The sequence below is a fragment of the Cohnella rhizosphaerae genome, assembly GCF_029525575.1.
Taxonomy (GTDB): domain Bacteria; phylum Bacillota; class Bacilli; order Paenibacillales; family Paenibacillaceae; genus Cohnella; species Cohnella rhizosphaerae.
The window spans coordinates 57,955-71,172 of record NZ_JAPDIA010000005.1; the positions used below are offsets into that span (position 1 = coordinate 57,955).

The following is a 13,218-nucleotide window of genomic DNA, read 5'->3' on the forward strand; positions in this document are numbered from 1 at the left end:
TTTCTAGAGTTTACCCGTTTTTGAAGGGTTTCGTAAACAGTCGCCACGCCCCACCCTTTTTAAACGCTTACGTCCATGAACAAAAAAACTGCCGGGCAGCTTGCCCGGCAGTTGGCGATGCATGGCTTAAAACAAAGCTTTAGGCGATGCAGCGGCGCATTATTCCGCCGATACCGGCTCCAGCTCCGCTTCGTCCTCGTAGCCCTCTTCGGTCGGATCGACGACGCGGATGTTGCGGTAGCGCGCCATCCCCGTACCCGCCGGAATGAGCTTGCCGATGATGACATTCTCCTTCAGGCCGAGCAAGCGGTCGACCTTGCCTTTGATGGCTGCGTCGGTGAGGACGCGGGTCGTCTCCTGGAAGGAAGCGGCCGAGAGGAACGAGTCGGTCTCGAGCGACGCCTTCGTGATGCCGAGCAGGACCGGACGCGCGACCGCAGGCTCGTTGCCTGCGAAGATCGCTTCGCGGTTCGCCGCTTCGTACTCGTGCACGTCGACGAAGGAACCTGGCAGCAGCGTCGTGTCGCCCGGATCGACGATCCGGATCTTGCGAAGCATTTGCTTGATCATGACTTCGACGTGCTTGTCGTTGATTTCAACGCCCTGGTTCCGGTATACGCGCTGTACTTCTTGCAGAATGTAGTTCTGCACGCCGCGTACGCCCTTGATCCGGAGCATTTCCTTCGGATCGATCGAACCGTCGGTGAGTTCGTCGCCGGCTTCGATGTGCAGGCCTTCGTAGACGCGAATACGGGAGCCGTAGGTCACAGGGTATACCTTTGTCTCGGCATCCCCCTGCACTTCGATCTCGCGGCGATCCTTCGTCTCGCGAATTTCCTTGACGACGCCGTCGATCTCGGAGATGACCGCCTGGCCCTTCGGATTCCGGGCTTCGAAAAGCTCCTGGATACGCGGCAGACCTTGGGTGATGTCGTCTCCGGCGACGCCGCCGGTGTGGAACGTACGCATCGTCAGCTGGGTGCCCGGCTCGCCGATCGATTGAGCGGCGATGATGCCGACCGCTTCGCCGATCTCGACCTTCTTGCCCGTCGCCAGGTTGCGGCCGTAGCACATCTTGCACACGCCATGACGGGCGCGGCAGCTCAGCACGGAGCGGATCTGCAGCTTCTGCACGCCGGCGCGGATCAGCTCTTCCGCCTTCGGCGTATCGATCAGATCGTTGCGGCCGACGATGATCTCGCCGGTCTCCGGATGACGGATCGTCTCGAACGCATAACGTCCTTCGATCCGGTCGAACAGCTCCTCGATGACTTCCTTGCCGTCCTCGATGCGGCTGACGATGATGCCTTTGTCCGTGCCGCAATCTTCTTCGCGGACGATGACGTCCTGCGCGACGTCGACGAGACGGCGGGTCAGGTAGCCCGAGTCGGCGGTACGAAGCGCCGTATCGGCCAGACCTTTACGCGCGCCGTGCGTCGAGATGAAGTACTCGAGGACCGTCAGGCCTTCGCGGAAGTTCGACTTGATCGGAAGCTCGAAGATTCGGCCCGACGGCGTCGCCATCAGACCGCGCATGCCGCCCAGCTGGGTGATCTGCGACTTGTTGCCCCGCGCCTTGGAGTCGACCATGAGCATGATGGAGTTGTAGCGGTCCATCGACTTCATGAGCACTTCCGTGATCTCGTCCTTCGTCTTCGACCAGATGTCGATGACGCGGTCGTAGCGCTCGCTGTCCGTGATCAGACCGCGGCGATACTGCGTCGTGATCGTCTTGACGGCTTCGTCGGACTTCTTCAGGATCTCGACCTTCTCTTGCGGTACCGTAACGTCGGCCACGGCGACCGTGATGCCCGCGCGGGTCGAGTACGTGAAGCCGAGCTGCTTGATGTCGTCGAGGATGATCGACGTCTTCATCGTATGGTAAATGCGGAAGCACTCGCCGATGATATGGCCGAGATATTCCTTGCCCACAGCGCCGGGCGTCGGGATATCCTGCATGATCTGGTCGAGGTTCGCGCCTTTGTCGTAGATGAAGTATTTCTCGGGCGTACCCTTCAGCAGATTGTCCTTGGTCGCCTCGTTGATGTACGGGAACGTGTCAGGGAAAATCTCGTTGAAGATGATCTTGCCGATCGTCGTCACGAGCAAAGCGTCCTGCTGCTTCTCGTTAAACGTCTTCTTGTTCAATGCCTTGACCGGAATGACGACGCGCGCATGAAGGTCGGCTGCGCCGCGTTGATACGCGGACACGGCTTCGTTCACTTCGGCGAGGCGCATGCCGGCGCCGTGCGCGTCCTTGTTGTCCATGGTCAGGTAGTAGCAGCCGAGAACCATATCCTGCGAAGGCGTGACGACAGGCTTGCCGTCCTTCGGGTTCAGGATGTTGCCGGAGGCCAGCATGAGCAAGCGAGCTTCGGCTTGGGCTTCGGCCGACAGCGGCACGTGCACGGCCATCTGGTCGCCGTCGAAGTCGGCGTTGTACGCCGTACAGACGAGCGGGTGCAGCTTGATCGCGCGGCCTTCGACCAGAATCGGTTCGAACGCCTGGATGCCGAGACGGTGAAGCGTAGGCGCGCGGTTCAGCAGAACCGGGTGCTCCTTGATGACTTCTTCGAGCACGTCCCAAACTTCCGGGCTGACGCGTTCGACTTTGCGCTTCGCGCTCTTGATGTTATGCGCCTGACCCTTGAGCACGAGCTCCTTCATGACGAACGGCTTGAACAGCTCGAGCGCCATTTCCTTCGGCAGACCGCACTGGTACATCTTCAGGTCCGGTCCGACGACGATAACGGAACGGCCGGAATAGTCGACGCGCTTGCCGAGCAGGTTCTGACGGAAGCGGCCTTGCTTGCCCTTCAGCATATGGCTGAGGGACTTGAGCGGACGGTTGCCGGGACCCGTGACCGGACGGCCGCGGCGGCCGTTGTCGATCAGGGCGTCGACGGCTTCCTGGAGCATCCGCTTTTCGTTCTGCACGATGATGTCCGGCGCGCCCAGGTCGAGCAGACGCTTCAGACGGTTGTTCCGGTTGATGACGCGGCGGTACAGGTCGTTCAGGTCGGAAGTCGCGAAGCGGCCGCCGTCGAGCTGTACCATCGGACGAAGCTCCGGCGGGATGACCGGCAGCACGTCGAGGATCATCCAGTCCGGCAGGTTGCCGGAGTTGCGGAACGACTCGATGACTTCAAGGCGCTTGATCGCGCGGTTGCGGCGCTGGCCCTGGGCCGTGCGAAGCTCTTCCTTCAGCATATCGAGCTCGCGGTCGAGATCGATGTCCTGCAGCAGCTTCTTCACCGCTTCGGCGCCCATGCCGGCGCTGAACGCGTAGCCGTACTTCTCGCGGTAGCTGCGGTATTCCTTCTCCGACAGGAGCTGCTTCTTTTCAAGCGGCGTATCGCCCGGATCCGTCACGACGTAAGACGCGAAGTAGATGATCTCTTCGAGCGAACGCGGCGACATGTCGAGGGCGAGGCCCATGCGGCTCGGAATGCCTTTGAAGTACCAGATATGCGAAACCGGAGCCGCAAGCTCGATATGGCCCATGCGCTCGCGGCGAACCTTGGCGCGGGTGACTTCGACGCCGCAGCGGTCGCACACGACGCCCTTGTAACGGACGCGCTTGTACTTGCCGCAGTGGCATTCCCAGTCTTTGGTCGGCCCGAAAATCTTTTCGCAGAACAGGCCTTCCTTTTCCGGCTTCAGGGTACGGTAGTTAATCGTCTCGGGCTTCTTGACTTCGCCTCTGGACCAAGAACGGATCTTGTCCGGGGAAGCCAGCCCGATCTTCATAAACTCAAAATTGTTAACGTCTAACAAGGAGCAAGCCCTCCTTCATCGTGGCTCGGATTACGTTGCGATGGACGAACGGTCGTGACGATGTTCAGGTATCCGCGTCGGCGATGCGGCAGCCGGCCGCGCGCCAAGCGCGCGGTCCGGTCCGTCGCATGACGATCTTACTCGGCGCCGACTTCGGAGCCTTCCAGGTTCAAGTTCAGCTTGTCGCCGGTCGTATCGTCTTCGTCGTCGATCTCTTTCATCTCGATCTCCTGCTCGTCGCCCGACAAAATCTTCACGTCCATGCCAAGGCTTTGAAGCTCCTTGATCAAGACCTTGAACGATTCCGGCACGCCAGGTTCAGGGACGTTCTCGCCCTTGACGATCGATTCGTACGTCTTCACGCGGCCGACGACGTCGTCGGACTTCACGGTCAGAATTTCTTGCAGCGTATAGGCCGCGCCGTAGGCTTCGAGCGCCCACACTTCCATCTCCCCGAAGCGCTGGCCGCCGAATTGGGCTTTACCGCCCAGCGGCTGCTGCGTAACGAGCGAGTACGGGCCCGTAGAGCGCGCATGGATCTTGTCGTCGACCATGTGCGCGAGCTTGATCATATACAGAACGCCGACGGTGACTTCGCGCTCGAACGGCTCGCCCGTGCGCCCGTCGTACAGCCTCGTCTTGCCGTTGCGCTGCATGCCGGCTTCTTCCATCGTGTCGAACACGTCGTGCTCGCGCGCGCCGTCGAATACCGGCGTGGCGGCCCGAATGCCCAGGTAGCGGCAGGCCATGCCGAGGTGAACCTCGAGCACCTGACCGATATTCATCCGCGAAGGTACGCCCAGCGGGTTCAGAACGACCTGGACCGGCGTGCCGTCCGGCAGGAACGGCATGTCTTCCTCAGGCAGGATGCGCGCGATAACGCCCTTGTTGCCGTGGCGTCCGGCCATCTTGTCGCCTTCGGAGATTTTCCGTTTTTGCGCGATATAAGCGCGCACCAGCTGATTGACGCCCGGCGGCAGCTCGTCGCCGTTTTCCCGCGTGAACACTTTGACGTCGACGACGATGCCGTCGGTGCCGTGCGGTACGCGCAGCGAGGTGTCGCGCACTTCGCGGGCCTTCTCGCCGAAGATCGCGTGCAGGAGGCGCTCCTCCGCCGTCAGCTCGGTTACGCCCTTCGGCGTGACCTTGCCGACGAGGATGTCGCCCGCGCTGATCTCGGCGCCGACGCGGATGATGCCGCGCTCGTCGAGGTTGCGCAGCGCGTCTTCGCCGACGTTCGGGATGTCGCGCGTGATTTCTTCCGGTCCGAGCTTCGTGTCGCGCGCTTCGGACTCGTATTCCTCAATATGAATCGAGGTGTAGACGTCTTCTCTCACGAGCTTCTCGGAGAGCAGGATCGCATCCTCGTAGTTGTAGCCTTCCCACGTCATGAACGCGACGACGACGTTGCGTCCGAGCGCCAGTTCGCCGGTATCCGTGGACGGACCGTCGGCGAGGATGTCGCCCTTCTTGACGATGTCGCCCTTGCGGCAGATCGGGCGCTGGTTGATGCAAGTGCCTTGGTTCGAACGCATGAACTTTTGCAGCTTGTACTTGATGACGTCGCCCTTGACTTCCTTGCCGTCGAGCAGCTCGATGCGGCGCAGCCAGATCTCGTTGGCCGTAACGCGCTCGATGACGCCGTCGTACTTGGAGACGACGCAGACCCCCGAGTCCTTGGCGGCCTTGTGCTCCATGCCCGTACCGACGTACGGCGAATCCGGGACGAGCAGCGGCACCGCTTGACGCTGCATGTTCGAACCCATCAGCGCGCGGTTGGAGTCGTCGTTCTCGAGGAACGGGATCATCGCGGTCGCGACGGACACGACCTGCTTAGGCGATACGTCCATGTAGTCGACGCGATCGCTCGGCATCGTCAGAATGTTGTCCGCCTGCTTGTTGTAACGAACGATAACCATATCGTCTGCGAACTTGCCCTCTTCGGTGAGCTGGGCGTTCGCCTGCGCGATGATGTAGTTGTCCTCTTCGTCTGCCGTCATATAGTCGATCTCTTCGGTGACGATGCCCGTGCTGTGATCGACCTTGCGGTACGGCGCTTCGATAAAGCCGTACTCGTTGATCCGCGCGAACGTGGACAGCGAGTTGATCAGACCGATGTTCGGACCTTCAGGCGTCTCGATCGGACACATGCGGCCGTAGTGGGACGGATGTACGTCGCGCACTTCGAAGCCCGCGCGTTCCCGCGTCAGACCGCCCGGACCGAGCGCGGACAGACGGCGCTTGTGCGTCAGCTCCGCGAGCGGATTGGTCTGGTCCATGAACTGCGACAGCTGGGACGAACCGAAAAATTCCTTGATCGCCGCGATGACCGGACGAATGTTGATCAGCGCCTGCGGCGTGATCGCGTTCTGATCCTGGATCGACATCCGTTCGCGCACGACGCGCTCCATCCGGGAGAGCCCGATGCGGAACTGGTTCTGCAGCAGCTCGCCGACCGAACGAAGACGACGGTTGCCCAGGTGGTCGATATCATCGGTGCTGCCGATGCCGTGCAGCAGATCGATGAAGTAGTTGATGGACGAAATGATGTCCGCCGGCGTAATATGCTTCACCGACTTGTCGATGATGCCGTTGGAGATGATCTTGACGACCTTGCCTTCCTCGACCGGCGAGTGCACGAGAATGCTTTGCAGCGGGATGTCCTCCGCCTCGTTGACGCCGGTGACGCGGTAGTTCTTGAAGCCGACGTTCTTCTCCAGCATCGGGAGGATCTGGTCGAGCAGACGACGGTCGATGACCTGTCCCGATTCGGCGATGATCTCGCCGGTCGACGGATCGACGAGTGTCTCCGCGAGACGCTGGTTGAACAGACGGTTCTTAATATGAAGCTTCTTGTTGATCTTGTAACGGCCGACGTTAGCCAGATCGTAGCGCTTCGGATCGAAGAAGCGGGCGATGAGCAGGCTGCGCGCGTTCTCCAGCGTCGGCGGTTCGCCCGGACGCAGGCGCTCGTAGATCTCGATCAGCGCCTTTTCGGTGGAGTCGGTGTTGTCCTTCTCCAGCGTATTGCGGATGAACTCGTCCTGGCCGAGCAAGTCCAGAATCTCGGCGTCCATGCCGAATCCGAGCGCGCGAAGCAGCACGGTGACCGGGATCTTGCGCGTGCGGTCGATGCGGACGTAGATGATGTCCTTGGCGTCCGTCTCGAGCTCCAGCCATGCGCCGCGGTTCGGAATGACGGTCGCGGTATAGGTCTTCTTGCCGTTCTTGTCGATCTTGGTGCTGTAGTAGACGCTGGGCGAACGCACCAATTGGCTGACGATGACGCGCTCGGCGCCGTTGATGATGAACGTGCCGGTCTCCGTCATAAGCGGGAAGTCGCCCATGAACACTTCCTGCTCCTTGACTTCGCCCGTCTCCTTGTTAAGAAGGCGAACCTTGACGCGCAGCGGAGCCGCATAAGTCACGTCGCGCTCCTTGGACTCGTCGACCGAATACTTCGGCTCTCCAAGGCTGTAATCGACGAACTCGAGCACGAGGTTGCCCGTGAAGTCCGAGATCGGAGAGATGTCCTGGAAGATCTCGCGCAGCCCGTCGTCCAGAAACTTCTGGTACGATTGCTGCTGGATCTCGATCAGGTTCGGAATGTCCAGCACCTCATGAATGCGGGCATAACTGCGCCTGGTGCGGCGACCATACTGAACAAGATGTCCTGCCAACTTATCCTCACCCCTTCAGTCTACTGTGAAGCATATGGTAGCGGAGCGAGATCCTCTCTCCAGCACTAGCAGAGGCAGCCGTCCCGCGGGGAACCCTACGGTATGATAAAACGCGGAAATTGGGTAAAATAACAGCGGGAGGACGCAAGAAGCGCAATGTGCGCGCAAAATCACAGCGGCAAACAAATAAAAGCCCCTATGCCCCATGCGGAGGCACAATGGCACTCGTATCCAGCCCATTCACCCAATATACGCCAAACGGCGTATTTTTATTCCTCTGAATGGCGTTAATCGAATAACTTCCTCACATACAGACAACTAGCCCATCTTAAATCTGACATCTTTTAATAGTACCACAAGCGCCCGGGGAGGTCAAACGCGGATTTCAGACGCTGAAATTCTGAACGCCGTCGCCGCGACCGCGCCGCTTGCCTCTTAAAAACCTTAAGCCTTAACCGCTTTGTATACGCGGTACCCTTTGTCTTTGCCGACTTCGCTCACATGATCCTCGCCGAAGCATGCTTCAAGCTTGGCCTTCGCGCTGGGCGCGCCCTGCTTGTTCTGAATGACGATCCATAGCGCGCCGCCCGGATTCAAATGCGCGTGCGCTTCTTCGAGAATCCGATGCACGACAGCCTTGCCCGCCCGGATCGGCGGATTGGACAGAATGACGTCGAACGCTCTGCCGCCCACCGCTTCGTACAGGTCGCTAACCTGAACGTCCACGTTGCCGATGCCGTTCAGCGCGGCGTTTTCCCGGCTCAGCGCGACGGCCCGTTCGTTCACGTCCAGCATCGTCACATGTCCTCGCGGCACCAGGCGGGCCGCCGTCAGTCCGATCGGGCCGTAGCCGCAGCCGACGTCCAGCACGCGGTCCTGCTGTCCCAGCTCCATATGCGCGATCAGCACCCGGCTGCCGAAGTCCACCCCGTCCCGCGAGAACACGCCGGAGTCGGAGACGAACTGAAGCTTTTGCCCCCGCAGCACGGCCTCGATTTTTTTGCGGTCGCTGCGCGCGCTGGGCTGCTGCGTATAATAATGGTCAGCCATCTCCTCGTCCCCTCTGCTCAAACATGCACAAACCCCTCGAAGGCAAGCTTCAAGGGGTTCGCGATTCGATTGTTAAGCTAAATTACTTAACTTCGACCTTAGCGCCGGCTTCTTCGAGCTTAGCCTTAACAGCGTCAGCTTCGTCCTTAGCCACTTTTTCTTTAACAGCTTTAGGAGCGTTGTCGACAACGTCCTTCGCTTCCTTCAGGCCAAGACCCGTGATTTCGCGAACAACCTTGATAACGTTGATCTTGGAAGCGCCAGCTTCGAGCAGGATAACGTCGAATTCGGTTTGCTCTTCAACTTCTGCGACTGCAACTGCGCCAGCGGCAACCGGTGCAGCGGCAGTTACGCCGAATTCTTCTTCGATTGCCTTGACCAGGTCGTTCAGTTCCAGGACGCTCATGCCTTTGATGGCTTCCAAGATGGACTCTTTGCTCATGGTAGTACCTCCGTTAAATTAGATAATTTGTTGGTGTTTTGAATCCGCGCGCCCCCATATTGAAGGCGTACGACTTATGCGCTTGCTTCGTTCTTCTCGGCGACCGCCTTGACGGCGAGCGCGAAGTTGCGGATCGGCGCTTGCAGGACGCTGAGGAGCATGGAGAGCAAACCTTCGCGGGAAGGCAGGTCAGCCAGTGCCTTGACTTGAGCAGCATCGATAAAGCGACCTTCGATGACGCCGCCTTTCAGCTTGAGCGCATCGTTCTTCTTCGCGAAGTCGTTGAGGATCTTCGCTGCGGCAACGACGTCCGTAGCGCTGAACGCTACGGCGGTAGGACCCGTCAGGACGGCATCCAGGTCGCTCAGCTCGACGCTAGCCGCAGCGCGGCTGACGAGCGAGTTCTTCAACACTTGGAATTCGATGCCGGCTTCGCGCAGACGCTTGCGAAGTTCCGTGACTTGAGCGACGTTAAGGCCGCGGTAATCGGCAACGACCGTGCTCGCGCTGGACTTCAGCTTGGCGGCGATCGCTTCGACTTCCTGCTGCTTGGCTTCGATAATCTTTGCATTTGCCATTTGGTACACCTCCTGGTCGTAGGACTTCACCGTATCGATCGTCTATAAGGCTATCGCCTTCACGAAGGCATTAAAAATGCCCCCCGCAGACATCGCGGAGGCATGACGTTACATTAATCTTACGCATCCCTGAAAGGCAAGGACAGGTAACGAATGTATGCACACACCTCGGTAGGAAATTAAGCCTCTCGGCACCTACGGTCTACGGTATCAATATTCAACTTGATTAAAGTAACACGTCCATACTCGGTCTGTCAATCGCCAGAAGCTGGCGATTAGAGACGGTATGCCGAAACGTTCAGACGCGCGCCCGGGCCCATCGTCGAGGAAATCGAGATGTTCTTCAGGTATACGCCCTTCGCAGCGGATGGCTTGGCGCGGTTCAGCGCGTCGACCAGTGCCTTCAGGTTGTCGGCGAGCTTCGCCGAATCGAAGGATACCTTGCCGATCGGAGCGTGAATCTGACCTGCCTTGTCCAGACGGTACTCGATCTTACCGGCCTTGATCTCTTGGACGGCCTTGGTCACGTCGTTCGTAACCGTGCCGGCCTTCGGGTTAGGCATGAGGCCCTTACCGCCGAGGATACGGCCGAGCTTGCCGACTTCGCTCATCATGTCCGGCGTCGCTACGCAGACGTCGAATTCGAACCAGCCCTGCTGGATCTTGTTGATGAGGTCCGTGTCGCCGACATAGTCAGCGCCAGCGGCTTCGGCTTCTTTGAGCTTGTCGCCCTTGGCGAATACAAGCACGCGCTGGGTCTTGCCCGTGCCGTGAGGCAGGACGACGACGCCGCGCACGTTCTGGTCTTGCTTTCTCGGATCGACGCCGAGACGGACGGCGACTTCGACGGACTCGTCGAACTTCGCCTTGGCCGCTTGCTTCACAAGCTCGATCGCTTCGGCGGCTTCATAAGTTGCGTCGCGGTCGATCAGCTTGGCGGCTTCTTGGTACTTCTTGCCGTGCTTAGCCATGTAGTTCTCCTCCTTGTGTGGTAGTAACGGAAGTCTCCTCCCACTTCGCCCTTCGTCCCAAGTACGGTCCGAAGCGCGATCGCGATCCCTATAACAGGTCCGCTGCGATTAGTCTTCGATGACGACGCCCATGCTGCGCGCCGTGCCTTCGACCATACGCATAGCCGCTTCGACGGAAGCCGCGTTGAGATCCTGCATCTTCTGCTCGGCGATCTCGCGAACTTTCGCGCGCTTAACGGTAGCGACCTTCTTCTTGTTCGGCTCGCCGGATCCCTTCGGGATGCCAGCAGCGACGCGAAGCAATACGGCCGCAGGCGGCGTCTTCGTCTCGAACGTGAAGGAACGGTCTTCGAATACGGTGATGACGACCGGAATGATCAGGCCGGCTTGGTCAGCCGTACGCGCGTTGAATTCCTTACAGAAGGCCATGATATTAACGCCTGCTTGACCCAGTGCGGGACCGATAGGCGGCGCAGGGTTAGCCTTGCCGGCCGGCACCTGCAGCTTGACCATTTTAATGACCTTTTTTTGCCATGTTGTTGCACCTCCAGCTCAAAATGCGGTATAACGGGATGCTTGGTCCCTCCCGCTCAAATCCAGAAACCTGCGAGCGGCGGCGCGAACGCCCCCATCCGCCAGACTCTTATATCTTCTCCACCTGAGTGTAATCCAGCTCAAGCGGGGTTTCTCTGCCGAACATGTTGACGTGCACCTTCAGCTTGCTCTTGTCGTGAAGGATCTCTTCGACCGACCCGACGAAGTTCGCGAAAGGGCCGACCTTGACGCGGACATTCTCCTTCAATTCGAAGTCGATGACCGGCTTCGGCTCCTCCATACCCATGTGTTTCAGAATCTGATCCACTTCTTCGGGCAGCAGGGCCGTAGGCTTCGATCCCGATCCGGTCGATCCGACAAACCCGGTGACGCCGGGCGTGTTGCGGACCACGTACCAGGAATCGTCCGTCTGGATCATCTCGACGAGGACGTAGCCCGGATACACCTTGCGCATCACGGTCTTTTTCTTGCCGTCCTTGTTGACGAGTTCTTCCTCCATGGGCACGAGCACGCGAAAAATCTTGTCCTGCATGCCCATCGATTCCACGCGTTTCTCCAGGTTCGTCTTGACTTTGTTCTCGTAACCGGAGTACGTGTGAACTACATACCATCTTTTTTCCATCGGAAAAGCCACCTTTGGGTTCCGCGTTAAATGACGAGGTCGATCAACCGCGAAATGATGACGTCCAGCACCCAAAAGTAAAGCGTAACGATCGCGACCGTCACGATAACGACCAGCGTGTAGCTGACCAACTCTTTACGTTTGGGCCAACGGACCTTCTTCAATTCACTCCAACTATCGGCAAAGAACGAAGTAAAGGACCCAAAGCTCTGTTTCATTTTGGCCAGGAAAGTCACGTCCCAAAACCTCCTAGAGCTTAGCGCGTCTCGCGATGAGCCGTATGCTCATTGCAGAACTTGCAGAACTTCTTCAGTTCGATGCGATCGGAGTGCGTGCGCTTGTTCTTGGTCGTCGCATAATTCCGCTGCTTGCAGGTCGTGCAAGCGAGAGTGATGATTACCCGCATCTGTTCCACCTCCCGGGCTGTGCCAGATCACAAAAAAAAAAGACATTGAATCCGGGTTAATACGCCTAAGCCGTTACGTACGACAACGACACCTGGCGTATCACACCATATTCAGGGCTGCGCATAAAACTCCACCTTAAGGTTACTAAAGTAATTTATCATAGCCCATAGGCAATGTCAACGAGAAGCTTGACTATGGTCAACGCGCGCAGATCGTGGGACGTGTCTTTGGCTCCCGGCCGCAGAGCTCTCTATCATTCTTGCCAAGCGGGGATATCCTTTAAACCCGAAGTTCCCGGCACCCTGCGAAAATAAAAAAAAGCAGCCTGCCGTCCGGCGCTGCCTCTGCGAGCACTGCTATGTAGCTGACGGCTTCGGCCAACCTAAAGACCGATATCCCTGACCTCCAGATATCGCTCGAGCTTGCGCTTCACGCGCTGAAGCGCATTGTCGATGGACTTGACGTGGCGATCGAGGTCGACGGCGATCTCCTGATAGGAACGCCCGTCCAAATAGAGCATGAGCACCTTGCGCTCGAGATCGCTCAGGATCTCGGACATCTTGTCCTCCAGGCCGTAGAACTCCTCCTGGTTGATGATCATCTCCTCGGGATCGCAGACGCGGGAGCCGCAGATGACGTCCAGCAGCGTACGGTCGGAGTCCTCGTCGTAGATCGGCTTGTCCAGGGAAACGTAGGAGTTGAGCGGAATATGCTTCTGCCGGGTCGCGGTCTTGATCGCGGTAATGATCTGGCGCGTGATGCACAGCTCCGCGAACGCCTTGAAGGAGGCCAGCTTGTCCCCTTTGAAGTCGCGGATCGACTTGTACAGGCCGATCATGCCCTCCTGCACGATGTCCTCGCGCTCCGCGCCGATCAAAAAATAAGAACGGGCCTTCGCCCGGACGAAATTGCGATATTTATTGATCAGATACTCCAGTGCCTCTGAATCGCCCGCGCGGACCGACTCGACGATATCCTCGTCGGTCTTGAAGTCGTATTCATATGTGACAAGGTCGTTCACGTCGACGCTCACGGTCATCCCTCCGGCTTCAAGACATTCAGATACAAACTGGATCCCTCTACCAAACTATTACCAATATACTTGATGAAACCCATAGCGTCAATGAAGAAAACCC

Annotated in this window: 11 protein-coding genes and 1 other annotated feature; all 11 genes read right to left on the reverse strand. The window is 58.6% G+C overall.

Annotation, left to right across the window (positions count from 1 at the left end):
* Window positions 1-159 precede the first annotated feature (159 nt).
* Entirely contained in the window at window positions 160-3,777 is a 3,618-nt protein-coding gene (gene rpoC / locus OMP40_RS17495; RefSeq protein ID WP_277533356.1) for a DNA-directed RNA polymerase subunit beta', read from the reverse strand.
* Window positions 3,778-3,914: 137 nt separating this feature from the next.
* A complete protein-coding gene (gene rpoB, locus OMP40_RS17500; RefSeq protein WP_277533358.1) occupies window positions 3,915-7,457 on the reverse strand; it encodes a DNA-directed RNA polymerase subunit beta in 3,543 nt (1,180 codons plus the stop codon).
* A 444-nt stretch (window positions 7,458-7,901) separates the two neighbouring features.
* Window positions 7,902-8,507, reverse strand: coding sequence for a class I SAM-dependent methyltransferase (locus OMP40_RS17505; protein WP_277533360.1), 606 nt, complete (start codon window positions 8,505-8,507; stop codon window positions 7,902-7,904).
* A gap of 82 nt (window positions 8,508-8,589) precedes the next feature.
* Window positions 8,590-8,949, reverse strand: coding sequence for a 50S ribosomal protein L7/L12 (gene rplL, locus OMP40_RS17510; protein WP_090117931.1), 360 nt, complete (start codon window positions 8,947-8,949; stop codon window positions 8,590-8,592).
* A gap of 74 nt (window positions 8,950-9,023) precedes the next feature.
* A complete protein-coding gene (rplJ, locus tag OMP40_RS17515) occupies window positions 9,024-9,527 on the reverse strand; it encodes a 50S ribosomal protein L10 (protein WP_277533362.1) in 504 nt (167 codons plus the stop codon).
* Between the two features lie 63 nt (window positions 9,528-9,590).
* Window positions 9,591-9,753, reverse strand: a sequence feature (ribosomal protein L10 leader region).
* Between the two features lie 49 nt (window positions 9,754-9,802).
* On the reverse strand, window positions 9,803-10,498 hold the full coding sequence (gene rplA, locus OMP40_RS17520; protein ID WP_277533364.1) for a 50S ribosomal protein L1: 696 nt from the start codon (window positions 10,496-10,498) through the stop codon (window positions 9,803-9,805).
* A 108-nt stretch (window positions 10,499-10,606) separates the two neighbouring features.
* A complete protein-coding gene (rplK, locus tag OMP40_RS17525; protein WP_277533414.1) occupies window positions 10,607-11,017 on the reverse strand; it encodes a 50S ribosomal protein L11 in 411 nt (136 codons plus the stop codon).
* Between the two features lie 124 nt (window positions 11,018-11,141).
* The gene (gene nusG, locus OMP40_RS17530) at window positions 11,142-11,675 is read right to left on the reverse strand and encodes a transcription termination/antitermination protein NusG (protein WP_217597499.1); all 534 of its coding nucleotides are present in this window, start codon (window positions 11,673-11,675) and stop codon (window positions 11,142-11,144) included.
* 26 nt (window positions 11,676-11,701) lie between these two features.
* Window positions 11,702-11,911, reverse strand: a complete 210-nt coding sequence (gene secE, locus OMP40_RS17535) for a preprotein translocase subunit SecE (RefSeq protein WP_217597500.1) — start codon at window positions 11,909-11,911, stop codon at window positions 11,702-11,704.
* A 20-nt stretch (window positions 11,912-11,931) separates the two neighbouring features.
* Entirely contained in the window at window positions 11,932-12,081 is a 150-nt protein-coding gene (rpmG, locus tag OMP40_RS17540; protein ID WP_271754013.1) for a 50S ribosomal protein L33, read from the reverse strand.
* Between the two features lie 383 nt (window positions 12,082-12,464).
* Window positions 12,465-13,115, reverse strand: coding sequence for an RNA polymerase sporulation sigma factor SigH (sigH, locus tag OMP40_RS17545; RefSeq protein WP_217597501.1), 651 nt, complete (start codon window positions 13,113-13,115; stop codon window positions 12,465-12,467).
* Window positions 13,116-13,218: the final 103 nt, after the last annotated feature.